Origin of the sequence: Flavisolibacter ginsengisoli DSM 18119 (assembly GCF_900129295.1) — a bacterium.
Classification (GTDB): Bacteria; Bacteroidota; Bacteroidia; order Chitinophagales; family Chitinophagaceae; genus Flavisolibacter; species Flavisolibacter ginsengisoli.
Genome location: NZ_FQUU01000007.1, coordinates 1 through 26,670, shown reverse-complemented (window position 1 = coordinate 26,670; position 26,670 = coordinate 1). Strand labels below are relative to the sequence as shown.

The 26,670-nt window shown below is 41.1% G+C and carries 23 protein-coding genes; 13 read left to right on the top strand and 10 right to left on the bottom strand.

What is annotated here, in order from left to right:
* Positions 1-4: 4 nt before the first annotated feature.
* The 3 genes from BUA53_RS21020 to BUA53_RS09495 all read right to left on the bottom strand — a co-directional run bounded on the left by BUA53_RS21020 (position 5) and on the right by BUA53_RS09495 (position 3,817).
* Positions 5-154: a hypothetical protein gene (locus BUA53_RS21020; RefSeq protein ID WP_139256397.1), complete on the bottom strand. Its 150-nt coding sequence runs from the start codon at positions 152-154 to the stop codon at positions 5-7.
* 74 nt (positions 155-228) lie between these two features.
* A complete protein-coding gene (locus tag BUA53_RS09500) occupies positions 229-2,532 on the bottom strand; it encodes a GH92 family glycosyl hydrolase (protein WP_072835144.1) in 2,304 nt (767 codons plus the stop codon).
* 46 nt (positions 2,533-2,578) lie between these two features.
* Positions 2,579-3,817 (bottom strand): MFS transporter, encoded by a 1,239-nt coding sequence (locus BUA53_RS09495; protein WP_072835143.1) that lies wholly within the window; start codon positions 3,815-3,817, stop codon positions 2,579-2,581.
* 727 nt (positions 3,818-4,544) lie between these two features.
* On the opposite strand from BUA53_RS09495, the gene BUA53_RS09490 reads away from it, so the two are divergent.
* Both BUA53_RS09490 and BUA53_RS09485 read left to right on the top strand, forming a co-directional pair.
* Positions 4,545-5,258: an endonuclease/exonuclease/phosphatase family protein gene (locus BUA53_RS09490; RefSeq protein ID WP_072835142.1), complete on the top strand. Its 714-nt coding sequence runs from the start codon at positions 4,545-4,547 to the stop codon at positions 5,256-5,258.
* A 154-nt stretch (positions 5,259-5,412) separates the two neighbouring features.
* Complete coding sequence (locus tag BUA53_RS09485; RefSeq protein WP_072835141.1) at positions 5,413-5,862, top strand: hypothetical protein; 450 nt, start codon at positions 5,413-5,415, stop codon at positions 5,860-5,862.
* Between the two features lie 94 nt (positions 5,863-5,956).
* On the opposite strand, the gene BUA53_RS09480 is transcribed toward BUA53_RS09485, so the two are convergent.
* Both BUA53_RS09480 and BUA53_RS21015 read right to left on the bottom strand, forming a co-directional pair.
* Positions 5,957-6,676, bottom strand: a complete 720-nt coding sequence (locus tag BUA53_RS09480) for a PRC-barrel domain-containing protein (RefSeq protein WP_072835140.1) — start codon at positions 6,674-6,676, stop codon at positions 5,957-5,959.
* A 46-nt stretch (positions 6,677-6,722) separates the two neighbouring features.
* Positions 6,723-6,938: a hypothetical protein gene (locus tag BUA53_RS21015; protein WP_139256396.1), complete on the bottom strand. Its 216-nt coding sequence runs from the start codon at positions 6,936-6,938 to the stop codon at positions 6,723-6,725.
* Between the two features lie 159 nt (positions 6,939-7,097).
* On the opposite strand from BUA53_RS21015, the gene BUA53_RS09470 reads away from it, so the two are divergent.
* The 6 genes from BUA53_RS09470 to BUA53_RS09445 all read left to right on the top strand — a co-directional run bounded on the left by BUA53_RS09470 (position 7,098) and on the right by BUA53_RS09445 (position 11,997).
* Positions 7,098-7,454, top strand: coding sequence for a DUF805 domain-containing protein (locus tag BUA53_RS09470; RefSeq protein WP_072835138.1), 357 nt, complete (start codon positions 7,098-7,100; stop codon positions 7,452-7,454).
* A gap of 181 nt (positions 7,455-7,635) precedes the next feature.
* On the top strand, positions 7,636-7,902 hold the full coding sequence (locus tag BUA53_RS09465; protein WP_072835137.1) for a hypothetical protein: 267 nt from the start codon (positions 7,636-7,638) through the stop codon (positions 7,900-7,902).
* Positions 7,903-7,920: 18 nt separating this feature from the next.
* Positions 7,921-8,592 (top strand): hypothetical protein, encoded by a 672-nt coding sequence (locus tag BUA53_RS09460; protein ID WP_072835136.1) that lies wholly within the window; start codon positions 7,921-7,923, stop codon positions 8,590-8,592.
* Complete coding sequence (locus BUA53_RS09455; RefSeq protein ID WP_072835135.1) at positions 8,568-9,344, top strand: sensor histidine kinase; 777 nt, start codon at positions 8,568-8,570, stop codon at positions 9,342-9,344. The genes BUA53_RS09460 and BUA53_RS09455 overlap by 25 nt, the downstream gene beginning before the upstream one ends.
* Positions 9,341-9,994 carry a response regulator transcription factor gene (locus BUA53_RS09450; protein WP_072835134.1) on the top strand — a complete coding sequence of 218 codons (654 nt, stop codon included), beginning with the start codon at positions 9,341-9,343 and terminating at the stop codon, positions 9,992-9,994. The genes BUA53_RS09455 and BUA53_RS09450 overlap by 4 nt, the downstream gene beginning before the upstream one ends.
* A gap of 131 nt (positions 9,995-10,125) precedes the next feature.
* Positions 10,126-11,997 (top strand): 2-oxoacid:acceptor oxidoreductase subunit alpha, encoded by a 1,872-nt coding sequence (locus tag BUA53_RS09445; RefSeq protein ID WP_072835133.1) that lies wholly within the window; start codon positions 10,126-10,128, stop codon positions 11,995-11,997.
* Between the two features lie 73 nt (positions 11,998-12,070).
* Here the strand turns inward: BUA53_RS09445 and BUA53_RS09440 are convergent, their stop codons facing one another.
* The gene (locus tag BUA53_RS09440) at positions 12,071-13,327 is read right to left on the bottom strand and encodes a Pycsar system effector family protein (protein ID WP_072835132.1); all 1,257 of its coding nucleotides are present in this window, start codon (positions 13,325-13,327) and stop codon (positions 12,071-12,073) included.
* Between the two features lie 32 nt (positions 13,328-13,359).
* Between BUA53_RS09440 and BUA53_RS09435 the strand changes: the two genes are divergently transcribed.
* The 4 genes from BUA53_RS09435 to BUA53_RS09420 all read left to right on the top strand — a co-directional run bounded on the left by BUA53_RS09435 (position 13,360) and on the right by BUA53_RS09420 (position 22,146).
* Positions 13,360-14,244, top strand: coding sequence for an SdiA-regulated domain-containing protein (locus tag BUA53_RS09435; RefSeq protein ID WP_072835131.1), 885 nt, complete (start codon positions 13,360-13,362; stop codon positions 14,242-14,244).
* Positions 14,245-14,250: 6 nt separating this feature from the next.
* Entirely contained in the window at positions 14,251-17,883 is a 3,633-nt protein-coding gene (locus BUA53_RS09430; protein WP_084079960.1) for a BamA/TamA family outer membrane protein, read from the top strand.
* Between the two features lie 63 nt (positions 17,884-17,946).
* Entirely contained in the window at positions 17,947-19,467 is a 1,521-nt protein-coding gene (locus BUA53_RS09425; protein WP_072835129.1) for an alpha-amylase, read from the top strand.
* A gap of 123 nt (positions 19,468-19,590) precedes the next feature.
* Positions 19,591-22,146, top strand: coding sequence for a BamA/TamA family outer membrane protein (locus BUA53_RS09420; protein WP_084079976.1), 2,556 nt, complete (start codon positions 19,591-19,593; stop codon positions 22,144-22,146).
* Positions 22,147-22,179: 33 nt separating this feature from the next.
* Here the strand turns inward: BUA53_RS09420 and BUA53_RS09415 are convergent, their stop codons facing one another.
* The 4 genes from BUA53_RS09415 to BUA53_RS09400 all read right to left on the bottom strand — a co-directional run bounded on the left by BUA53_RS09415 (position 22,180) and on the right by BUA53_RS09400 (position 26,095).
* Positions 22,180-24,558, bottom strand: a complete 2,379-nt coding sequence (locus tag BUA53_RS09415) for a hypothetical protein (protein WP_072835127.1) — start codon at positions 24,556-24,558, stop codon at positions 22,180-22,182.
* A gap of 181 nt (positions 24,559-24,739) precedes the next feature.
* Positions 24,740-25,405: an endonuclease III gene (nth, locus tag BUA53_RS09410; RefSeq protein WP_072835126.1), complete on the bottom strand. Its 666-nt coding sequence runs from the start codon at positions 25,403-25,405 to the stop codon at positions 24,740-24,742.
* A 48-nt stretch (positions 25,406-25,453) separates the two neighbouring features.
* On the bottom strand, positions 25,454-25,693 hold the full coding sequence (locus BUA53_RS09405; protein WP_072835125.1) for a hypothetical protein: 240 nt from the start codon (positions 25,691-25,693) through the stop codon (positions 25,454-25,456).
* Positions 25,694-25,786: 93 nt separating this feature from the next.
* Positions 25,787-26,095, bottom strand: coding sequence for an FtsB family cell division protein (locus BUA53_RS09400; protein ID WP_072835124.1), 309 nt, complete (start codon positions 26,093-26,095; stop codon positions 25,787-25,789).
* 301 nt (positions 26,096-26,396) lie between these two features.
* On the opposite strand from BUA53_RS09400, the gene BUA53_RS09395 reads away from it, so the two are divergent.
* Positions 26,397-26,670 (top strand): transposase (locus tag BUA53_RS09395; RefSeq protein ID WP_175546048.1); only part of this gene is annotated, 274 nt, incomplete at its 3' end.

Below are 26,670 nucleotides of genomic sequence, written 5' to 3'. Positions count from 1 at the left end.
CCGTTTAATGTCTCTTGAAGTACTGAACTTCTCTTTCGTGTTTTTTAGCAGCCTCCAGCGTATCAAAAGTGCCGAGGTTTCTACGTTTATGTGTCTTTGGATTTACCTTACGTGAGTATAGCCTGTATTCACCGGATTTAAGCTTGCGTATCATAAGTTTTTATTTTTATGATACGCAAACTTCATGCAATAATCCGGGCGGGGAATAATAAGAATGTCAGCACTTTCTTAAGAATTTGGTAACCGTTTTTTGTTGGGCTTGGATCCCATGAAAAACTGCAGTGTGCCGCCTTTCAAAATATCTTGCTGGGTGATGTACAGCCTGTTCAACTCAACTCCATTTAGAACAACTTTTTGCACATACACATTTTTATCAGACTGGTTTCTTGCTTCTATTGTAAAGCTTTTTCCATTCTCCAATTGTATGACTGCTTTGTCTACGGCAGGGCTGCCAAGTTGGTATTCACCTGAGCCAGGCGTGACAGGGTAAAACCCAATGGAAGAAAAGATATACCAGGCGCTCATTTGCCCGCAATCATCATTGCCTCCCAACCCATCGGGTGTAGCACCGTATTGCTTTTTCAATATCATACGTATCCTTTCCTGAGTCTTCCAGGGCTGGTCAGTATAGTTGTATAAATAGGCTACATGGTGAGAAGGTTCATTGCCATGAACATATCCACCAATGATGCCCTCTCTGGTAATGTCTTCAGTTTCTTCAAAGAAATGATCTGGCAGGTGCATGGTAAATAATGAATCAAGATGCGGTACAAATCGCCTGTTACCACCCATGCTTTGAATAAGTCCCTTGGGATCCTGGGGCACAAACAAACTGAAGTTCCAGGCATTGCCTTCAATGAATCCCTGGTTATTGGTAGACAGCACATCAAAGTTCTTGCGGAAACTGCCATCGCTTAACCGTGGCCGCATAAAACCAATGGAATTGTCATACACATTACGCCAGTTCTGCGATCTCTTATTGAATTCTTCATAAACTTTTTCATCTCCCAGTTTCTTTGCCAGTTGGGCAATGCACCAGTCATCAAATGCAAATTCAAGAGTAGTGGAAACAGAGGTCCCGCCTTTTTTATCTTCAGGTACATAGCCCAGTTTCATATAATAATCCAGTCCATCATAAAAGCCTTTATGCGCAGTTTGCACACATGCATCCAGGGCTTTCCGGGCATTGATACCAGTGTCGCCCTTAATAATAGCATCTGCAATAACAGCCACGCTATGATACCCGCTCATACACCAGTTCTCATTGGCATAATGGCTCCATATCGGCAACATACCCTCAGCGCTCTGGTCATAATGTGCGAGCATGGAACGTATCATATCATTATTGCGCTTTGGCTGCACAATGGTAAACAATGGGTGCAGCGCCCTGTACGTATCCCAAAGGGAAAAAGTGGTGTAATTGGTAAAGCCGTCTGCCTGGTGCACATTCTGATCCAGGCCTTTATAACTGCCGTTCACATCCATATAAACTGTAGGACTGATAAAGGCATGGTACATGGCAGTATAAAAATTTATCTTTTCATTTGGGTCTTTGGTAGTGATGGCGATCTTACTCAGCTCACTGTTCCATTGCGCTTTTCCTTTTTGATAAACTTCTTCGAAATTCCATCCGGGCGTTTCAGTCCTTAAATTTTCAAGGGCATTGGCAGTGCTCACAGGTGACAATGCAAACTTCAGCATGATGGCTTCGCCTTCATTTGTTTTAAAATCAAAATAGGCTCTTATCTGCTCGCCAGCTATCTCGGGGAAATTGCGTGACTGGTTAAAGCGTCTCCAGAAGCCACTGTATTGCGGATTCTTAAAGTTCTTATTACCATAACTTGTAAATGGTTTGGAAAAGCTCAGTGCAAAATATACAGTACGGGTCCTGGCCCAACCGGCAGTTTGCCTGTAACCGGTAACCAATGTATCGTTCTCTATTCTCAGGAAGGTCCATGTGTTCTTATCATCATAGTTATATATGCCATGCATCAGGTCAAGGATGATATGCGCACTGTCCGATTTTGGAAAAGTGTATTTGTGAAATCCCACCCTGGTGGTAGTGGTCAGTTCGGCAAGGATATTATCATCTTCCAGGCGCACCTTGTAGTAATCAGGTTTTGCCACCTCGGTGCTGTGTGAAAAAACAGAGCGGAATCCATTTTCAGGATGATCTTTTGTGCCTGGATTAAGTTGCAGGGCACCTGTCGTTGGCATAATAAGAAAATCGCCAAGGTCGGAGTGGCCTGTGCCACTGAAATGGGTATGCGAAAAGCCTACTATTGTTTTATCATCATAATTGTAGCCTGCACAATATTTATACATGTCGGGGTTGTACTTGCCATTGGTGAACATGGCAATAGTATCAGTGTCCGGGCTCAATTGCACCGAACCAAAAGGAACTGTAGCACCCGGATAGGTATGTCCCATCTTTTGTGTGCCTATCAAAGGATTCACATATTGGGAAAGATCGGGCTGCTGCGCCCAGGCACGGCTTGTCAACAACAAGAGTACAATAATGGTTTTACGCATAAGGTTTTATTAAGGAGCCGTAAAAGTAAGGGCAATCATTTTTATGCTATGTAACGATTTGAGGATGCTTCTTTTTAAGATCGGGCAAAAAGCTTGTCAACAACCCTATTAAGGGGAGAAATCCGCAAAGTTGGAAAATATAATGTATGCTGGTATGATCCGCCAGGGCACCCAGGACTGCAGATCCCAGCCCGCCCATTCCAAAGGCAAAGCCAAAAAATAGCCCGGACACCATACCAATCTTTCCAGGCAATAATTCCTGCGCATACACAAGGATCGCTGAAAAGGCCGAAGACAGAATGAACCCGATGCATATGGAAAATACTGTGGTCCAGAAAAGATCCATAAAAGGAAGCAGGATAGTAAAGGGTGCCACGCCGAGAATGGAAAACCAGATCACATACTTGCGTCCAAAGCGGTCACCCAAAGGGCCGCCCAGGAAAGTACCTGCCGCAGTGGAAAATAAGAAAAGGAAAAGATGCACCTGTGAACTTTGAATGGAGAGTTTAAATTTATCGATAAGGAAAAAGGTAAAGTAAGAACTCATACACGCGAGGTAGAAGTATTTGGAAAAAATAAGGACCAACAGTATGGCTATAGAAATACCAACAGTCCTGCGTGGTATTTCAGGGTGAAAATTGATGACAGTCCCTTTTGATTTTGGCCTGATGCGGTGTATATTCTGCTGGTACCATTTACCTATCCTTATCAAAACAACAATGGCAGTGAGTGCAAGTATGGAAAACCAGGCTATATGCGATTGGCCATACCGCACCACAACCAGTGCAGCCAGCAGAGGACCCATAGAACTGCCTGCATTGCCGCCCACCTGGAAAATGGATTGTGCCAATCCACGCCGTCCACCGGATGCCATATAGGCCACCTTGGAGGCTTCCGGGTGAAATACAGATGATCCAATACCGATCATGGCAACAGATAGCAATAGCCAATGAAAGCTTGGTGCAAATGATAACAGTATCAGGCCTGCCAGTGTAAAGCCCATACCTGTGGCAAGGGAAAAAGGTTGTGGTCTTTTATCAGTATAATACCCCACAAAAGGTTGCAGCAGTGATGCTGCCAGTTGAAATGTCAGCGTGATCAGGCCCACCTGGCTGAAGCTTAAATGAAAGGAAGCTTTTACAAGTGGGTAAATGGAAGGTATGAGTGATTGTATGGTATCATTCAATAAATGCGAAAAGCTAATGCTCAATAGTACAGGGAATACAGTTGCCCCGGCTATTGACTGTATAGGATTTAGTGCCTGCTGCGCTGATCTTTGTTCCATGTTTCAACAAATTCTTTTACTGTCTCAAAAGCAAATATCCTTTTCCTTTTCATTTTTACTTCTCCTGGCCTACTACGCTTAGAGCTTAGCTAAATGATATTGCTTTTGGTTTGCAATATTGCGTTAATAGTTAGCACCACCAAACCACCAATACCATTTTGGCCGCTTTTGGCCGATTTGACCGTTTTTGTCCGCTTTTGTCCGGAAGGATTACCCGGAGGAGTAGGGGTGGAATAAGAATAAAATTATAACACTACCAATGGTCCCTGGATTTTATATTAACCAGGAAAGCTGTTTTTTATGACTATGCAACGTGTTTATAACGCCTCTTTAAAGAGCCGTTACAAAGGCGGCACATAGGCGGCACATAGGCGGTACAAAGGCGTTGCATAAATAGCGTTGTGTAATTCCCGTGTAATTCCAAAATAAGTTGTCACTTTTTAATGTTGTTCCAAAATAGGTTTTCATTTTACCAGGCACAACTTTATTAATGGAAATGTATCAATATAGTTAACGATCATGAAGCCTTATTATATACATCATGTCAACATGGGAAATGGACAAAATGGTGATGACATTTTTAAATATTTAGAACATGCTTCGTACAAAGGACATCGTCCAACAGGAAATGGCAAGAGTAATTTACAAAGGCAAAGAGTTATCTTAGCTAACGCCTTCGCCAATACAGTCAGGTGTTAGCGGCCAGGCTAAAACGACATTCCGATAAATGAGAATAATTACGTGGAACTGTAATATGGCGTTTAGAAAAAAGGCTGACTTTATTCTAACATACAATCCTGACATTTTAATTGTTCCTGAGTGTGAAAATCCTGACAAATTATTATTTTCAATTAACACGCCAAAACCAACAGACGTGTTATGGTTTGGTAAAAATAATAGCAAAGGACTTGCAATATTTTCTTATAGTAATTTTCGACTTACACTTCTTGAAAATCACAACCAGGATTTACAAATGATTATTCCAGTTGCTGTAACTGATGGACAATTTGATTTTAATTTATTCGCAATTTGGGCTAACAACCCTACAGACAGAGATGGACAATATATTGAACAAGTTTGGAAGGCAGTCCAGTATTATAGCGCCTTACTTAAAGATACAAAAACCATTCTTGTTGGGGACTTTAACAGCAACACCATTTGGGACAAAAAGCATAGGGAAGGCAATCACTCTAATCTTGTAAAACTTTTAGAAGGCAGGGGAATTTTCAGTACATATCATATATATCATAAGCAGACACAAGGAACTGAAGTGCATCCAACGCTATATATGTACAGGCACAGGGACAAACCTTATCATATTGACTATTGCTTTGCTTCAAAAGACTTATTGAACAAAGTAAGTTCTGTTGAAGTTGGCGACTTTGACAAATGGATAATACATAGTGATCACGTTCCTGTTATTATCACTTTTGACAACTGAGAATTGTACAAAGATTTTTAGTTGCAGGTAACTCCGGCAGATCCAGCAAATTCTTTCGCTGGTAACAGAATTTAAGAGCGCATTGGGCAACTCTCCCTTAATAAATGCGTATGTATATATTGTATTTCCTACTTCATATTTTAAATATAATGGTATGAAAAGCTCTTTTTATATGCTGGTGGCTGTATGGTTTACAATTCTAACAGGATGTTCAAAATCCGGTTCCAGCGATACCACTTCAAATAATAATCCTGACCCTACTCAATCAGTGATTGGTAACTGGACAATATCTTCCTATTCGCAGCGTACAGAAGATAAAACCTCATTGTTCAAGGATTATACTTTTACTTTTTTTGCAGGGGGTGTTTTAAAAATTGCGCATAATGCAGCAGACGTTAATGGAACATGGTCTTATATACCAGCATCAGTTGGATATTACGGATCGGGAGGAACCAGTGCAGCACTCAATCTTAATGCTGGTGCTATGGACCCTTTGATACGACTGAACCGTACCTGGAATATCAGTTCAATAAGTACTTCAAATATCTCGTTGGTAAATCCAGAGCCTGCAGATAAGGAGGTGTTGGTCTTTACCAGGCAATAAATCCTGGAATATTTTGATCCCTATCGATACCTGCATAATAAAATCAGCAGCCCGATGGCTGCTGATTTGTACATTAGAATATTCCTATAATTTATTAATCTTCAAAGTTTCCCCGGCTAAGGCCATCCCTTCTTTGCCTTTCCCGGCGTATCTCCTCAGCCTCCTCGGCATTACGTGCTTCCTTTAATCGTGCGGCATGGAGTCGTTCGGCTTCTACCGGGTCAACATAGGAGATAGGTGTACCAATTTCTTCCTCGCTTAGGTGACGCTCTGATTTCAGTCTTCTTTCTTCTTCCTTTTTAAGATCACGCTCTTTTTGTTCGGAAGTGTATCTGTCGGCGACGTTCTTACGTTGACGATACATATTATCCTCATTGAAATCCTCATTGTCATAGAAGGATGAATTGAGGTCGGCATCATCTGCATATTTATCCGTATTGCGGCCAAAGACCGTACTTACAGCCTTTTCAGCTCTCGTGCCCAGGTCATCCCTGTTGTATTTGGGAAGTGCCCTTAGCTGGAAAGGTGTCACTTTTGGAAGTAGCACGTCATCATGCCTTGGCTCCAGTTCTGCAAGCCCAATAGGAACCAATACTGTCCTGTTCTCTAACTCCAGTTCCTTACTGTCTTTTACATCCACCACCATATACCTGACCTTATGATCGCGGGCATCAAAAATGAGTTCTCTAACTTTGCCCATCAGGCGTCCTTCAGCATCACGTACTTCCCACCCACGTATATCGGGCTGTCCTTTTGCAATTTCAAAATCAGAGCCTTTTAGCTCCTGTAGCCTTTTATTTTTTTTATCTGACATAATGTATTGTTTTGGGAGCAATCACTCCGGTTATGAATTCAGTTTTTTAATGTCTTGATGTGTCAAGAGGATAGGTTTTGGTGGTGTCATGCATCCTTGTTGAGTCCGTTACAGTAGAGGTTGAATCTGTTACAGTAGAGGTGGTAGCTGCATTACGGGACCTGTTCCATAGAAAGAATGCCAGAATTGCTAAAATGATCACTACCAATATAATCCAGGGTAAAGGCGAGCTCTTTTTTCTTTGTACATCAATATTTGCCATAGTATCTTTTATAATTGTTATTATTGATAACAATAAAATTTATGCCACTGCCTGGAATGAAGCCTATAAGTGTTAGCCCTTAATTATTACTGTTACTGGGAGAACAATATTAAAAATTAAGAATATGTATTTATATTGGCGCTAACCAAAACTAAATGTATGTTTCGTCATCCCTTCTCTTTCGAGGGTCGCATTCGCCGTACTGAATATGGGTTGTCCATGCTGATTTATTATGCTGCTTATTTTATTTTGGAAATAATTGATACATCAGTCCATTCTGAAGGGTTGATCTTCATTGCTATTATTCCAATGCTATGGTTTATGCTGGCCCAGGGTACCAAGCGCTGTCATGACCGGGGAAATAATGGTGGCTGGCAATTGATACCATTTTATGCCCTGTGGCTGTTGTTTGCCGATGGAGAGCCGGAAACCAATGAATATGGAGCAGACCCAAAAGGACGCGGTGATCTATTGGAAGAATTGCTGGCTGAAGAACAAACCACTGCACCGATGTAAGTCCGGAAGTAAGGTCTATAAGTATGGCAGGCCTTTATTTTATTCATTGATTGATCTTATTTATCGGGAAGATTAAAGGCAATAACGTGAAAACACCTTTTGTTTTCCGTTAAAAATAGCTTGTGGGGTAATTGGGGTATGACCATCTTTGACAAAATGTTTCATTTCTAAACCAAAGCTTATGCATACGGGCCAACATTATTTCAGTAAAGAAAAATTAAAAGAGCTGCTCCGAAAGTTTGAGGCAGAAGAAACCAGGACAAGGCTGGGGGCAAAAGAATTAAAGGGATTTGTTTTTACAGCTGGTCGTACTGAAGACGGTAAACCCTGCTCCTATGCCTTCCCCGTTTATTCATTGGCAGATCCTATAACGCAGGGAGACAATATTATTTATCAGAATACAGATCCAACAACTACCGGATGCCCTTACCCACCACCATGTCTTTGATAACCGGAGGATTAAAGTTTGGATAAAGTCAATCTGTTTTTTATTTATCTCGATATAACAGCCCCATTAGTGGTATTCCTGGTGGTGCTCTTTGCTGTATTATACAGGGGATTGCATTTGAGGCCTTTTGACCGCATCCTTATTTCCTTTTTATTGGCCCAGATACTGTTAAATTCCCTTGCTAACTTTTTACAATACCACAAGACAAATAACCATTGGGTATATCATTTGAATTGCATAACCACCCAGGTTATTTTTTCAGTTTATTTCTTTTTCCTTTTTACTGATGTTGCCAGGAAGAAGATTCTGCTTTATGGAAGCTTGATCTTCATATTGTTTTATGTGCTTAACATTGTTTTTATACAACCCTACTACACCTTCAATAGTTACTCCTATGCAATGGGTGCCTTTCTTTTTGTTGCTTTTGCCCTCATGAGTTTTTATGGTTGGATGGAAGGTTTGCCAGCGACCAATATTTTGCAATTAAAAGAGTTTTGGGGTGCAGCCGGAATACTTTTCTATTTCGGCAGTTCATTCTTTATTTTTATCAGCTATGAATACCTGTCGGAGGTATCGGCAAAAAACGTAGGAATTTTATGGAAGCTCCATAATGTTTTTCTAACATTGGGCTGCTTTATCTTTTTAAAGGCTATTTTTTCAAAACAATGGATACTAAAATCATCATCGTGATCGGCGCAGCCGTTTTCGCCTTACTGGTGATTACTTTCCTTTTCCGTTTTATTCTCTTATATCAAAAGAAATCCATTGCATTTACTTCTGAAAAAAAGCTGATGGAGACCAAGTTCCAGCAAGAGATCCTATTGTCCCAGTTGGAGATACAGGAACAAACACTGAAGAATATATCGCAGGAGATCCATGATAATATAGGGCAGACATTGAGCCTGGTAAAGCTCAACCTGAATACCATTGACATGGAAAAGCCTGCCGTAATACCTCAAAAGGTAGACAACTCCAAACAACTGGTAGGGAAAGCAATTACGGATCTGCGAAGTCTGTCTAAAAAGCTGCATTCTGATTCTATATTGGCGGCAGGGTTATTAAAAGCAATAGAGTTTGAACTGGGGCTGGTGGAAAAATCAGGAGTGTTCCAGACATCTTTTAAAATAAATGGCGACCCTGTAATACTTGATGCCCAAAAAGAATTAATCTTGTTCCGCATTGTGCAGGAAGCGATGAATAACATCATCAAGCATGCGCATGCAAGCACGATTGCCATCAGTGCAAATTTCGCTCATAACCATTTGCAACTTTTAATAGATGACAATGGCAATGGTTTTAAGTTACCTCTTGAACAAGGCGATATAAACCGTGGTATTGGTTTGCGTAGTATGGAAAACCGGGTGAAATTGCTGAATGGCCAATTTGCTATAGAAACAGCCCCTGCAAAAGGCACACAAATACAAATTTCAGTTCCAATATGAGTATCACGATAGCATTAGCTGATGATCATGTTTTATTGCGCAATGGGCTTGCCAACCTATTGAAAGAACTTGATTACGAGATCGTGTTTGAGGCAGATAATGGCAAGCAGTTCATTGAAAAATTAAAGACCCATCCTGCTCCTTTGATAGCGCTTATGGATATCAATATGCCTGTTATGGATGGATATGATACGACGCTGTATTTAAAGAACAATCACCCTGAGATCAAAGTGTTGGCGCTGTCCATGTATGATGATGAAAATGCCATTATCCGCATGCTCAAGAATGGTGCAAAAGGTTACATCCTGAAGGATAGTGATCCCTCGGAATTAAAAGCTGCCATCAGGGACCTGTCTACAAAAGGTTTTTATCATTCCGACCTTGTTACAGGAACCCTGATACATACACTTAATCACCTGGATGACCCGGAAAACGCCTCCATAAAGGAAGGTTATAAGTTGAATGAAAGGGAAATAGAAATGCTGAAGTTCATGTGCTCAGAACTAACCTACAAGGAAATTGCCGAGCAGATGAATGTGAGCCCACGCACCGTTGATGGCTACAGGGATAGCTTGCTGGAAAAGCTGGAATGTAAAAGCAGGGTAGGGTTGGTATTGTTTGCCATCAAGAACGGGCTGGTGATAGTATAATGATCTTGGTGGTGACCATCGCAGTTCTTCCAGGGAAACATTTATTAAAAATTGGATTTGCCGGACTGTTTAACCTTTAAACTCTTCTAAAAACCGCCACAGTAGAAGAAACTAATAGTAATTTTGCCAACATGGAACGCAAACAGGAAGTACTACAGGATGTAGTCATCAAATTTGCCGGGGATAGTGGAGATGGAATGCAGCTGACCGGCACCCAATTTACCAATAACACTGCTTTACTAGGATCTGACCTTTCAACATTCCCCGATTTCCCGGCCGAAATAAGGGCTCCACAGGGCACTTTACCGGGAGTGAGTGGTTACCAGTTGCGATTTTCCAGCGATAGTATTTATACCCCGGGAGACAGCCTGGATGTGCTTGTGGCCATGAACGCAGCAGCACTGAAAACAAATCTCAAGAACCTGAAAAAGGGCGGAAAGATCATTGTGAATACTGATGGTTTTGATACCAAAAATCTTCGCCTGGCCAATTACCCCGATGGTGTGAACCCGATAGAAGACGAAAGCTTACAGGGCTATGAAGTGATCGGTATGGATATCACCAAAATGACCAGGGAAGCACTGAAGGATTACCAGATGGGCACCAAGGAAAAGGACAGGGCCAAGAATATGTTTGTGTTGGGATTCCTTTATTGGATGTATGGCAGGGATATGAACAATACGGAGAAATTCCTGGAAGAAAAGTTTGGCCGCAAACCAGACATACTGGAAAGTAACCTAAAGGCTTTGCGTGCAGGCTATAACTATGGCGATACTACAGAAACATTCACCACGCAATACAAGGTAGAAAAGGCAAAGATAGAGGCAGGCAGTTATCGCAGCATCATGGGTAACCAGGCCCTGGCCTATGGCCTGATTGCAGCTTCGGTTAAAAGTGGCCTCACTATTTTCCTGGGCACGTATCCTATTACGCCTGCCTCGGATATTTTACACGAATTAAGCAAGCAAAAGAATTTTGGCATTAAAACCTTCCAGGCAGAAGATGAAATAGCAGGGATAAGTGCTGCAATAGGAGCCAGTTATGGCGGCCATCTTGGGGTAACTACCACTTCCGGGCCTGGTATTGCCTTAAAAAGCGAAGCTATGGGATTGGCCATGATGCTTGAGATCCCCCTGGTTATTGTTGATGTGCAGCGGGGAGGACCATCGACCGGTTTACCAACAAAGACCGAACAAAGCGACCTTTTGCAAGCCTATTATGGAAGAAATGGTGAATCGCCAATACCTGTGATCTCAGCTTCCACGCCAAGTGATTGCTTTGAAGCAGTATATGAAGCTGTACGCATTGCAGTGGAACATATGACACCCGTAATTTTCCTTAGTGATGGATATATAGCAAATGGTGCAGAACCATGGAAATACCCCTCTTCAAATGACCTGAGGACTATACACGTCAGTTATAAAACCGAATTGGGTCATGGTGAAACCAAATTTCAGCCCTATCAACGTGATGAGAACCTGGTGCGTCCATGGGCTATTCCAGGAACGGCCGGTTTGGAGCACAGGATCGGAGGCCTGGAAAAAGAAAATATAACAGGTAATGTAAGCTACGACCCGGAAAACCACCAGTTAATGGTGAAGATCAGGCAGGAGAAAGTGGATAAGATAGCACTGAATATACCTGAACAAACATTAGACAATGGTCCTGAAAAGGGAGATGTACTTGTCTTAGGCTGGGGATCAACTTATGGAGTTATTAAAACAGCAGTAGAGTCTTTATTAAAAGAAGGCTACAGTGTTGCACACGCTCATTTGCGTTACCTCAGGCCTTTTCCTCGCAACCTTGGAGAGATCTTGCGTAATTATAAAACTGTATTAATACCAGAGATCAATAACGGTCAGTTAATTAAGATCATCAGGGATCAATACCTGGTAGATGCCAAAGGATATAATAAGATCATGGGCATACCCATTACAAAAACAGAATTGGTGGAAGAGATCAAACAGTTAACATCCAGCCGCACTGCAACAGCATCGATTTAAGATATACTTCTATGGAAATAGAATAATAAAAAAGCTCCCTTGTGGGAGCTTTTTTGATAATGATATATGAGTATTAATAATCAATTACCGGCGTCACTGCTGTTGTATCTGAACCAGCTGTGGTAATAGCAGCAATGCCAAATGCAATTACTGCCAGTATTAATCCCCACATAAATATGGTATAGGCTATCCTCAGGTATTTATACTTCTTTGCCAGCACTACACCCAGGTAATAGATGTCCATCATCATGGTATTGTATAAATACTCTTTGTCTTTTATCATCTGGTTCATTCCCCATTGATAATCTTCCAGTTCCATACGGTGGAAGTTTCCAAAGAAAAGGAGGTTGGTCTTTTTATTCCTGATGTCCTCCTCGGTAAAACGGCCTTTTGATATGGATGGCCTGGTTGATAATATGGCAAAGGTGGCTGCACCGGCGCAGGCGGCCACTAAAATACCTGTTGGAATAATGTATTGAGGATAATAATTCAGCCTGGAGATAAGGAAAGATAAGGTCACAGACAGAATGATAGAACTAACGGAGATCAGTATGTGCGACTTGCTGTCTGCCATGGCACTAAGCTGCAGGTGATTGTGAGATGTGGTACGGAACATGGTCTGGACACCCCGTTCTGTATTTTTTATGTCGGCTGCACTGCTTTTTTGGGATTCAGCTTCATATACATAGGGAAATGCTTCGGTTTCTATTTCCTTTTCAAGTTCCTTGCGGTCCTTCTTTTTCCGCATTTCATTCAGGTTATCCAGTTTGCGGACCTCCAGTTTTTGTTGTCCAAAGTCTGTGAAATATTTATGGCTTTCCAGGAACTGAATATTCCCTTTGCGCCATTCTTTCCTGGATATTTTTTGACCAAGCAGGTTCTCTCTTTCCTGTTTTAATAGTTGGTTGCGGGCTTTGAAATCATCCGTGGACAGGTGCATAAGGTCCGCATCGCATAATATTTTTTCAAGCTGGCTAAGAGGGGATTGAGGCATGCGTGTTGCCAGTATGGCAGACGTTACTCTTTGAATAACAGTTTCTTCTACGCCTCTTTGTTTTAAAAAGGAGGTGGCTAATTGTACTGAAACATCTTCATGGCCCTCCGCATGGCCTTCAGTATACCCTGTATCATGAAACCATGCTGCCAGTGAAAGCACATACCGATCGTCATCACTTAGCTGGTATTGTTCGGCCATCATGCTGCAGGCATCTGCAACATCCTCAGTATGATCAAGGTTATGGAATACAAACTTAGGATCGAGGTTGTTTTTATACAGATCTGTAACATAATGGCGTGCTGCTGCTAAATTTTGCTCCTGAGTTTCCGTCATGGTTGGTGCATTGTTTGTATTAAAGGTATTAAATGATAAAAGAGTTAATTCAAACTAAGTGCCCAACCCTTGCTATACCCTTCATCGTATATGCTGCAACGTTACTGTGTAGCTGTAAACAGAAGGGTTATGGTAGTCCTGATGGATATAACCTGGAGAAACCTAAGGTCATGCAATTGGGAAAAGTTCTCAACGAAATTTCCGGATTATCTTATGATGCCTCCTCAGGTGACCTGCTTGCGATCTCAGATAGTAAGGAAAAAGTATTTGAGATAAAGCTTAAATCTAATAAGTTAAAGGACCTTACAGGAAAGGTAGTTCCATCGGGTAGTGACCTCGAAGACCTTGTGAAAGTGGAGAATACGGTCTACTTGTTAGGAAGTAAAGGAATCATTACGGCTGTTTCTCCTGGCGCCCAGGATACAACGGGTCTTCAGAAATATACCATTGGTTTATCGGGACAGAATGATTTTGAATCGCTTTATTATGATCCTACAGTGGATGGATTGGTGATGATGTGCAAAACCTGCAGTCATGAAAAAGGACACCATATCAGGACAGCGTATCGTTTTGACCTGAAAACCAGGCAGTTCGATACAACTGCTTTATATACTATTGCTAAATCTTCTATTGAGGATGTACTCAAGGATAATGATATAAAGTTCGATCCTTCCGGTGCGGCTATACATCCTATTAGCAAACGATTATATATATTATCCTCTGCCGGTAATCTTCTTGTTATCACTGATACCCGGGGAAAGGTGATTGAAGGATACAAATTGAATCCTGACAAGTTTCCTCAGGCAGAAGGCATTGCTTTTGCACCCAATGGCGATATGTATATTTCTAATGAGGGGAAGGAAGGAAAACCCACCTTATTATTATTCCCTTACCATGAAAGCAAAAAAAACAAATAGCCTGGTATGAAACGAAGCATGACCACTTTATTTACCCTATTACTTTCTTATTTAGCTATAGCACAGACAGATAGCATCAACGAGCGCATTTTCCTGATTGGAGATGCTGGTGAACTGGTTGGCAATAAACAACCAGTCGTAGAGTGGCTTAGCCACCATGTTGATTTGAATGACCCCAAAACCACATTTTTATACCTGGGAGACAATATATATCCTTTAGGGTTGCCTATGGAAGGTGAACCTACCTACCAGGACTCCAAAAAGATCCTTGACGCTCAATTGAATCTTGCAAAGGGTAAAAAGTCAAAGGAATTCTTTGTCATGGGCAACCATGACTGGAAAAACGGCAAATTGGGAGGATGGCAGCAAGCCATGAACCAGGAAAATTATATTAATGGCCTGGAGCAAAAGAATATTCAGGCTTGGCCCCAGGATGGTTGTCCCGGGCCTACAGCCGTGGAGATCAGCGATAAGGTAGTGACTGTTTTTATTGACAGCCAATGGTTTTTATTTGTTCATGAAAAACCGGGGCCCGGTTCGATGTGTGATTCAAAAACAACAGAAGAGTTTGCTACTGAACTCAGGGAAATCATTGCCATGCATCCTAACCAGCTGATCATTTTAGCCATGCACCATCCCATGTATTCCTTTGGCATACATGGTGGTGATTATGGCTGGAAGGAGCATCTTTTTCCTTTAACGGCAGTTAATCCAAATTTATGGATCCCCTTGCCGGTAATTGGATCTATTTATCCCATTTCAAGAGGCGTTTTTGGTAGTTTGCAGGATATCCGCCATCCGCTTTACAGGAACCTTGTAGACATAGTTACTAAGGCAATGCAGGGTCACCATAACGTGGTACATGTAGCTGGTCATGAGCACAGCCTTCAAATGATAATCAATGATACGCTTCCATTTATCATAAGTGGCTCTGGAATCAATCTAAGCAGGGTAAAGGAAAACAGGAAAGGCAAATTGTTGTATTCCAACGTCACTGAAAATGGGTTTTCTCTGCTCGAGGTCAGGAAAAGCGGGGCTGTGGAAGCAAAGTTCTATACGGTTAGCAGTAAAGGTTTGGATGATCCAAAGTTTACCCATGCCCTGGATTCCATAAAAGTAGTTCCTGAAAAGATATCCAAAGACAGTATTCCTAACTGGCCGGATTCTATACGGGTGGTGGCCAACAATAAATTGAAAGGAAATGGTTTAAAGAACCTTTTCATGGGTAAAAATTACCGTAAGGAATGGACTACTGAAGTTTCAGTGCCTGTTTTAGACCTGGGGAAGGAAGAGGGAGGATTAAAACCACAAAAGCAGGGTGGAGGCAAGCAAACTAAATCTTTAAAGGTAGAAGACAGTAAAGGTGAAGAATGGTCCCTGCGTTCCATACAAAAGTTTCCTGAGGCTGCCATTCCTCCGGATCTGCGCAGCCCTTTTGCCATTGATGTGGTGGAAGATGGAATATCAGCATCTTATCCTTATGGATCCTTATCGACGGGGATATTTGCTGATGCGGCTCACGTGCCCAACCTGAAAAGAAAACTGGTATATATTCCTGACGATCCAAGGCTGGGAAGATTTCGTTCCACATTTAAGAACACCTTAGCCATACTGGAGCAAAAGAAGCCTGATAGTATAGGAAAAGATTACAACACAGATGAACTGGTGCTAAGATTAGCAAAGGATAATGACGACCATGTAGACCAGTTGCAGGTATTGAAAGCAAGGTTGCTTGATAATTTCTACATGGACTTTGACCGTCATGAAGGTCAATGGAACTGGGCAACCAGGGATACTGGTAAGGGTAAGATCTATTACCCCATACCTAAAGACCAGGACCAGGCATTTTATACCAACCAGGGCATTATCCCCTGGTTTGTAAAACAGCCCAGTCTTGTACCCGAACTGCAGGGATTCCGGGCAAAAGCAAAGAATATCAACACATTTAACAAGCCAGCCCGCAACTTTGACCGCTTTTTCTTAAATGAATTAGGAAGGGATACCTGGAGCAAAGAAATTGATACATTCCTTACTTATATGTCCGACTCGGTTATTGAAACAGCCCTGTCCAAACAACCGAGTGAACTCCAGGGAAAAACAACAGATCATATCATTAGCACCCTGAAAGAAAGAAAGAAGTATTACAAGGATGAAATGCTGAAGTATTATGATTTCCTCTCAAAGGAAGTGAACATAGTAGGAACCAACCAAAAGGAACTATTTACCATTGATAAAAAAGAGGGCGGTAGTACTCATGTTATAATCAATAAGATCAATAAGCACGGGGAAGTAAGTTCCACAATCTACGATAGGGAATTTGACCCGGGTATTACTAAAGAACTTCGCATCTATGGCCTTGAAGACGATGACAGTTTTGTTATCAAAGGTGGAAATTCTCCCATTCGTATTCGTATCATAGGAGGATCAGGAAAAGACAACTTTGTAAATGAAGGAACCGGGGGAAACCTCAGGGTATATGATGTGAGCTTTGAAGAAAATACTTTCTCTGGTAATGTCGATGGATTAAGAAAGCTGTTAAGTGCTGATCCCAGGAACAATGAGTATAGCCGGATATTTTATAAATATAATGTGTTTGACCCGGGTCTTGTGTTAGCTTATAATGTAGATGATGGCCTGTTCCTGGGTGCGAAATTCAGGTATACGACCCATGGTTTTAGAAGAGAGCCTTATGCCCAACAGCATAACCTGGCAGTGGGACATTCTTTAAGGACTTCTTCCTGGTTCTTTAAATACCAGGCAGATATCATAAGAGCTATTGGATACACAGACCTCTTGTTAAGAGCTGATATTCGGGCACCTATCAACGTTACCAATTTCTTTGGATACGGTAATAACACGGTATTGAATACAGATGAAGTATTGTACTTCCGTAGCAGGTATAACCTTGTTAATGCTTCAGCCTTATTCAGAAGGCAATTGCAATCCTGGATGCGGGTACTTGGTGGTCCTACTTTTCAATATTTTAAATTGCCTGGCAAGGAAAACTTTGGAAAATTCGTTAACAATACCAACCTGAATGGATTAGACCCTGCCACCTTGTACCTTCCTAAAACATATGCAGGAGCAGAAGCCTTGCTTGATATAAATTCCAAAAACAACCAGGTGTTGCCAACAAGAGGATTTTTACTGGATGCAGGTGTTAAGCAATTGTTTGGCCTCAATAATCAAAGTCACACGCTAACCCAGGTGCATTGGGATATGAGCATTTTTGCTTCTTTCGTTCCGCAGTCTTTTTATGTCTTTGCTACCCGATTTGGATATTACCGGAACTTTGGACAGTTTGAATTTCCACAGGCTAATTACCTTGGAGGTACAGATAACCTGCGAGGCTTTAGGCGAAATCGTTTTGCCGGACGTACAACAGCATTTAATAATACTGAACTGAGGTTTAAGATCAGCAACTTCAACACGTATCTTTTTCCCGGTTCTTTTGGCGTGCTTGTTTTTCATGATATTGGACGGGTGTGGGCAGACGAACAAAAATCTACAACCTGGCACAATGGTTACGGAGGTGGCGTATGGATATCACCTATACAAAGATTTGTAATAACTGCAACTGTAGCCCATTCAAAAGAAGAAAAAATATTGCCTTATGTAACCTTTGGTTTCCAGTTTTAATTGACCAGGAGCCTATGAATTAAAGTTCAATAATTAACCTTCCGGCAGGTAGCCGGGTAGTGTATGCTAAATGGAACACTTATCCAGTTCTTTCACTGGTATTCAATCCCTGGAGGGGTTTTTTGGAATCATTTTAAAGAACAGTCATCTTACCTGGCAAAACTGGGCATCAATGCTGCCTGGCTGCCACCAGCTTTTAAGGCTACGGGCGGTGGCTATTCGGTAGGGTATGATGTATATGATCTTTACGACCTTGGTGAATTTGACCAGAAGGGAACCATACCAACAAAATATGGAACCAAGGAACAATATATAGATGCCGTAAAAACAGCCCAGGCCAATGGTGTGCAGGTGTATGTTGATATTGTATTGAATCACCTTGGTGGGGGCGATGAAAAGGAATTGATCCAGGTAGTAAAGGTGGATCCGGAAGATCGCAATAAGCCGCTTAGTGAACCTTTTGACATAGAAGCGTATACAAAGTTTACCTACCCTGGCCGGCACGGAAAGTACTCTTCATTTGAATGGAATCATACCTGTTTTACAGGGGTGGATTTTGACGACATCAGCGGTGAAACAGCCATATACAATATCCTTAATGAACATGGCAGTGATTGGGAAGATATGGTGTCAGATGAAAAAGGTAACTATGATTACCTGATGTATAACGATATTGAATTCAGGAATCCTGCAGTCAGGGAAGAATTAAAAAGATGGGGTGAATGGTATTATGAAACTGTAGGGTTTGATGGTTTTCGACTGGACGCTATAAAGCATATTGCTCCCCAATTTTATAATGAATGGCTGGCCCATATGAGGGCTGTTACCGGGAAAGATTTCTTTGCTGTTGGTGAATACTGGGCACCGGGAGAATTGCCCCAATTATTGAAATATATAGATGCAACAGAAGGGAAACTTTCCCTGTTTGATGCTGCATTGCACCATACCTTCCATATTGCTTCCAATTCCGGTAATGATTATGACCTTTCAGGAATATTCAACCATTCCCTTGTATCAGTTCATCCATTGCTTGCAGTAACAGTGGTTGATAATCATGACACCCAACCTTTACAGGCATTGGAAGCCCCGGTAGAAGCCTGGTTCAAGCCACTGGCCTATGCGCTGATATTGTTAAGAAATGAAGGTTATCCCTGCATATTTTACCCCGATCTGTATGGTGCAGATTATACTGATAAGGGGAGGGATGGGCAGGATCATTACATAGTCCTGGCTAAAGTGGAATGCCTTCCATTATTATTACTTGCAAGAAATGAACAGGCCTATGGCCCCCAGGTCGATTATTTTGATCATCCCAATTGTATAGGGTGGGTAAGACAGGGGGATAAGAAACATAAAGGAAGCGGCTGTGCCGTTGTGCTATCAAACGGTGAAGCGGGTAATAAATTTATGATCATGGGTGAGGCCCATAAGGGCAAAAAATTTATTGACCTCCTGGGCCATCTCCCACAGGAGATTGTTTTGGACGAAAATGGCGCTGGTGAATTTCATTGTTCCCCGGGTTCAGTTTCAGTTTGGGTGGAAAAAAGAAAGGCAAACAAGCTAAAAAGAATCGCAAGAGGCTAATACATTTAAAACTTTTTTAATTGGGCACCCTAGCTAGAATATGGCTTGATATTTTTATAACTACCTCTACAATAATGCTAAATGAATCAATGCAGCTTTTGGATAGGATGTAGAGTAAAATTTTTGAGCCAGTTCATTCTCTTGTTAACTGTCTCCCTAATCTCTTTTCAGGCCTTTTCCCAAAGCAAAGAAAAAATTAAAGTTGCCATTGCTCCTGAATATGATGATGTCTCAGGGGCTCACCGCTTTTTGTTTGGAGAAAGCTACCGTAAGCTTTGGGCGGCACCTGTAACGCTGAAGGTTTTTTACCTGGGAAAGGAAAAGGGTGGGCTCAGGATAACAGGTAAGGGTGGAGGGCTTCAAACCAAGTCGCTTAGACTGGTAGATAATACAGGAAGGGAATGGGTGTTGAGAAGTGTACAAAAATATCCAGAAAGGGCACTTCCCAAAAAGTTAAGGGCCACTATTGCAAAGGATATCTTACAAGACCAGGTAGTTACCAGCCATCCCTATGCAGCTTTAACGGTACCTCCTTTTGCGGAGGCATTGGGAATTTTACATACGAATCCTCAAATTGTTTTTGTACCGGACGATCCGGCACTGGGGCAATACAGGAAGGATTTTGCCAATACTGTTTTGCTGTTTGAGGAAAGAGAGCCTGATGGAGTGCCTGACACAGACAATACGGACAAGGCACAAGGAAAAGCAGAAGAAGACAATGATGTGAAGTTTGACCAGAAAAAATTATTAAGGGCCAGGCTATTGGATCATTTTCTCGGAGATTGGGACAGGCATGAAGATCAATGGAGATGGGAGAAGAATAAAACAGGGGAAGAGGTTTTATATGAGCCTATTCCCAGGGATAGGGACAAAGTATATTATACTACTTCCGGGCTCTTGCCAGGATTGCTGTCCACACAACCTGGAAAGGCTAACCTTCAGCCCTTTGGAGATCACATTAAAAAAATAGGGAGCTATAATTATAACAACCGCTTCTTCGATCGTTACTTTTTAAATGATTTGAGTGAAGAAGACTGGAGGGAGCAGGTTTCATTCGTTCAAAATACTTTAACGGACAGCCTTATACGATATGCAGTATCAATGTTACCCGATACGATTTATGCTTTATCTGCTAATAAAATAATTCAAACATTGATAGCAAGAAGGGCAACACTGAAAGAAACTGCCCTTGACTATTATCATTTTTTAGCAAGAACGGTAGATATACCGGCTTCGGATAAGGCTGAATTGTTCGACCTGCAGGTTGGGGAAACCGGAAAAGTGGATCTAAGTATATACAAAAACCCAGGTGAGGTATCCAGGGGTGATCTATTGTTCCACCGTGTTTTTTTACCCTCAGAGACAGATGAGATCAGGCTGTTTGGATTGGGTGGCGATGATGTGTACCAGGTTCATGGATCCACAAAAACATCCATCCGGATTCATATGATTGGTGGTGATGGGGTTGACAGCTTTTTTATTGATCCTCTGTTGCACAACAGGCGAAGGATGTATATTTATGACAGGGCAGACCAGCCCAATAAATTGCCTTCTTCCAAATTTGCCAGGCTACGAACTTCTACTGATTCGACGATTAATGAATTTGACCGCAAGAGTTTTTTATATGATCATACCGGGCCTGTTATTTCTGCTCAATATGATCTTGACCTTGGGTTTATTTTTAAAGCGGGAATGGTATATGAGCGGCAGGGCTTTAGAAAAGTTTTTTATGCAAAAAGGCATTCCTTCTTTGTTAATTATGCGCCGGCCCGGCAATCATTCATGGTCCAATACAATGGAGATTATAAGAAGCTGTTTGGCAAAAACGACTTATCTATTAACCTACAAACCAGGGGGCCTCATAACATCGCTACATTTTTTGGAATAGGGAATGAGTCGCCTTTTGTAAATAAAGACGGCCAATCCATTCTTTATTACAGGAACAGGTATGATGTTGCTTCCGGGGATGTGCGGATACATCGAAGTCCTGCAAAGATTTTTGAGTACAATGCAGGATTTGGATTTCAATATTATAACAGTGAACAAAAAAACAACCTTACCCAATTTCTTTCGGAGTTTAGTGAGTTAAACCCCTCTCAGCAGGTTTTCTCCAGGCAATTTTTTGCAGGTTTAGTAGGAGGCGCCCGTATCAATTCCAAAAAAGAAACATTGATTCCCAGTAAGGGCTTTTTCTGGAACATGGATTGGAAAGCAATGAAACAGTTAGGTGGAGATCATAAATGGTATGGACAGGTAGTTTCCGAGGCTATATTGTATTTGCCCATAATTTCTGATAATATCGTGCTTGCCAACCGTGTAGGAGCGGGAACATCAATTGGTCAACCCGCCTACTACCAGCAACTTCAATTAGGAGGATACAACAACCTGAGAGGCTTTTATGTAAACAGGTTTACAGGAAGAAGCATGTTTTATCATAACCTTGAGTTGCGTGCCAAATTATTTGATTTCACTTCCTATCTATTTCCAGGAAGTGTAGGTATTATGGCATTCAATGATGAGGGCAGGGTTTGGGTCCCGGGAGAGCATTCGCAACAATGGCATCATGGCTATGGTGGAGGCCTGTTTATTATTCCTGCTGACCTGGTATTGATACAAGCTTCCATTGCCAATTCCAAAGAGGGCATACAACCGTATGTATCATTAGGATTGAGTTTTTAAATAAATGCTTTAGAGAGCTTTATTTCGATGCATTTATTTACTGAGTACCTTATCAACGGCAGAAGATTTTAATGGCTCCTGTCCCGGTGCTGGCTCTGTGTTAAGATTAACTTCCACGCGTATGGCTTTTAACCCGCTGATTCCCTGTGTATCTTCCAGTTCCAGGTGTTCCACATTATCAGTGAGTAATCCTTCCTTTTGCAGAAACTCCATATATTCAAGGTATTCATTCAGCTCTTTTTGCTGTGAATAAACAATACCGATCTTGCCTGGCTGTGTCAATCGCTCATCACTATCCCTTAAATGCACTTTATCTATTCTTTTCTTCACAATCTCATAACGGATGTTATAAGCGCCATCAACATCAAATTTTCTTTCCTTTCTGCGGAAGCTTATAGTTAATGGAATAGAATGCGCCAATATCAATTGTGTTGTTTGTAAAGGCAGCGACAGGCGTTTCTCCAAGGCGTTGGTGACCCGTGCAGCCTTGGCCAGCAACGTTAATTGCCAGAGCTTCAAATTGCTTACATACATTTCATTAAAAGGCTTTTGAGGCGATATGGACTGCCCCACATAAATATTAAACTCAATGCCATCCGTAATGTACCGTTCAAAATAGTGCGGATATACTTCCTGGGCAGCATGCTGTTCTGCATCCATAAACCTATCCAAAACATCATTGATCCTTGTAATGCTTTCCTCGTAAGCCATGCGCTGGTGGTAAACCACCTTACGCTGAGGGTCAAGTGCATCAAAGTATTTATTAACTATTTTTTTTATCGCAGGCTTATTGTTGACCAGGTTTTTAAATAGTGCATCTACATCATTTTGCAGGAAATCATAGATCATCATTTCATCATCAGGAAGCAAAGCTTCTGTTATAGAAGCTATGTATTTTTCAATTCGAAACTGGTATTCTTTCAATAAGGGAAATTCAATCATAGTATCTACCTTGCCTAAAACCTCGTTCGCTATTTGTAACTGTTCCATCAGGTCTTTTTGAATGGACAGGCTTCTTTCTGTAGAAGAATTACGCACATCAATAGATCCATATAATGGATAAACATCTTCAAAGGCAATAGCAGGCATGCGGGCCAGGTCGCTTACCTGCTGGTGTTGCAGGTAGTTGAATGCTGCTTCAGTGAATTTCCATTCTACGGCAGGCTGTATAGCCGTGAAATGTTCCTTGATCGTTTTGTCTATTTGCATGTCAAGGCTTTCGGCTGTTTTTTCAAGCGCCAGGGCAAAGAGTTGGATAGCGGGTTGAATTTTTGACAACTGGTTAAATTGTAACCTGGCCTTGGTTTCACTGGCTATTTCCAATAAGCCTATCAATTCTCCATCATCACGTTTTAAAGGACAAAGGATGAGGCTTTTAATTCCCTGCTCATAATAATATTTTAGTAGCTGGTTAAAGCGGCTGCTGCTTTCATTTAAGATCTCGTATAAGATTGATTGATTGGAATTTCTGAACACATCCCTGCATTGTTCACTAATAATGTCTTTATTATTGATGACTTCTGCATTCTTGAACAACAGGCTGTTTTGATAATGAGCTTCAGTATATAGATAATATTCATTCTTTTTAAAAAAGGGTGTGATGCCAATGTGAACATTCTTCAAACCTATAAGGCTTTGAACGTGCTGTTGAAGATCATTATACACTTCTACATCTGAAAATGCATTGATATTTAATAAAGCATTCTTGATTTCAGCTATGACCTGCTCTGATGTAACGTCCATCACTTCCATAACCACCAATCCCTCAAAACGGAAATTTTCCAATGGGAATAATTCCTGTAGTTCTTCAATTTCAATGGTCCTGTGTGGTGCAAATGCCACCGGCATTGCGAAATCATTGTTTATACATTTTACTTCCACAAACTGTGCATTCATTCTAAGTTCGTAGTAACGTGTCAGGTGTGTTTCTTCATCACTGAAGGGATGAACTGATGTAGCTGTAAGGGGCACATCGTGCGAATAGAATTTTTGCAGAATAAGGTTGTAGGCTAAAGACAGGTTTGCCCTTGCAATTTTGATATTTGTTTTAGGGTCTGGGATGTTTATGATATTATTATCTTTTATAAACAGTTTGGTAAATGGTGGGGACGCATAAGCCGTTTCAGGCCGGAATGGATAACATACAGCATAAATTCCCTCATCTCTAAGTGTGGAAGGAGGGAAAATGGTTGATAACAATGTAGTCACCAAAACCTCATGCGTTTTTAAAATCGAGGGATCTGTAATTGGTTGCAATAATTCCGGGATAGCTTCAATTTCATTGATCATACCCTGGTACAGGTGTTTAGCTCCTGGTTTACCCTCAGCTATCATTTTCTTTAAAACCATTATTAATGGTTCAAGAGATAGTTCTCCATTAAATCCTTCATATAAGTTTGAAACTGTTGACATGTTGGTTATTTACTATCAAAAATTGAGCTGCCTTACTTCAAAAATGATAAGAAGCTGCAAATAATTAAAGCAAGCTCTACGCCAAATCATTAAATTAAGCTCATGTAATGGGATCTCTTTGATATTAGGATAAAAATTTAAATAAGTGGAGCGTTTAGAAAGTAAATAGGAAGCCGTAGGATCACTTCTTTTCACGAATTACCTGCTTCTTAATTACAGTGTGGTAATATTTACACACTGACTTAAGCCCACATTCAGCACATTTGGGATTTCGGGCAACACAAATATATCTACCATGGAGAATCAGCCAATGATGAAACTTATGAACCAGTTCTGTTGGAATGTATTTTATTAGTTGTTGCTCGGTCTGTAAAGGGTTTTTTGCATTCAGGGTAAGTCCTATCCTGGCAGATACTCTGAAGACGTGGGTATCGACTGCCATATTAGGCTGTTTATCAATAACTGAAGTAATAACATTCGCGGTTTTTCTTCCAACACCTGGCAATTGAACCAGTTCTTCTACTGTCATGGGTATTTCACCACCAAATTGCTCCATGACCATTTTAGCCATGCCCATTAAATGCCTGGTCTTATTGCCGGGAAAAGAAATGCTTTTGATTATGGCAAAAAGGTCATCATAATCAGCCTTAGCTAATTTGGCGACAGAGGGATACATGGCAAATAATCCCGGTGTGGTCATATTGACCCGCTTATCCGTACATTGCGCGGATAAAATGACGGCTACTAATAATTCGTATGGATTACCGAAAACAAGTTCTGTTTCGGCTTCTGGGCGGGTGATCTTAAAATAATCAATAACTGCTTGAAAACGTTCAGGCCTTGTCATGGGCCTCAAAGTTACAGGTACAAGAGATCAAAAGAAGACCGGAATGTCTTAGCTTTTAACCTTTGAAACTTCAGACTCTTTAGATGCATACTTCATAACATTGAGAATTAATTCAGTGCGGGGAGAAGTAACAATGGAATCAAGTCTTTTCATAGAAGTTTTCAGTACTTCCAGTTTCTCTCTTAAGGTCCAATCAGTTTTTATTGCCTCTTCTATCGCTGCGGTAGCTTCCGGACTGGTTTCTTTATATAAATAAAGAATCAGATCCTCAGGTGAGTAATTGTGCATAGTGTCCAATAAATCGTAAAAAATAAAAGGGTCCAGTATTTCGATATTCGATACTATAAACGAGAAGTAGAAATCCTTATTGTGCAGATATGCTTATTCTTTTGGTGTGGCAGGTTCCACAATGTACAGATCTTCATTGTCTTTTTTCATCATATATTTCTCACGAGCGTATTTTTCAATGGCAGCTGGGTTTGATTTAAGTTCCTCTAATGCCTTTTGTTCTTTTGCTATTTCAGAAGCAAAATAAGCCTTGCTATCCTGGAGTTGCCTCAGTTCCCTCGTCCTTTCTCGTTGAGTTAGAATATCTTTTGCATCAAAAAAAATCATCCATACTACAAATGCTATCACACTAAGGATATACTTGTTTTTTAACCAGCCAGGGATGTTTGAGAGAAACTTCATTTGATTGAGGTAATGATAAGAAGATAAGTGTCTTTTGCTAAAATAGTGGAAAAATGTAAATAGTGAAAAGAAGTTGAAAAGTTTAAAAGTTGAAAGGTTAATTGGAATGGAATACCAGTTACTCCTCAATAGTTCAGTCCAATTCAGGTTATATTAGGTCTCATCCTTAAAAATGAACATTGTTCGTTGTTCATTGATTATTTTAATGACCTTAGAAAGACTGCTGTAATGAAATCTATCGGTCCTAAAGAGTATGCTCATCCAAGTGTGTCAATTTATAATTTCTTAAATTGATATTGCCATGGAAGAAAAGAAGTTTGATTTTGAAGCTTTTGTTCACCAGGCTGGTGAGCAGCTTCGTTCAGGAAAGCCTTTTACCGGATCAGATGGAGTATTTACCCCGCTTTTAAAGCACATTTTAGAAGCTTCGTTGGAAGGGGAACTGGACGCTCACCTAAGTGAAACACGCAAAACAGAAAAGAACCGGCGTAATGGCCACGCACAAAAAAATATTCAAAGCTCGTTAGGCGGCTTTGATATTTTTTCGCCCCGCGACCGTAATTCCACCTTCGAGC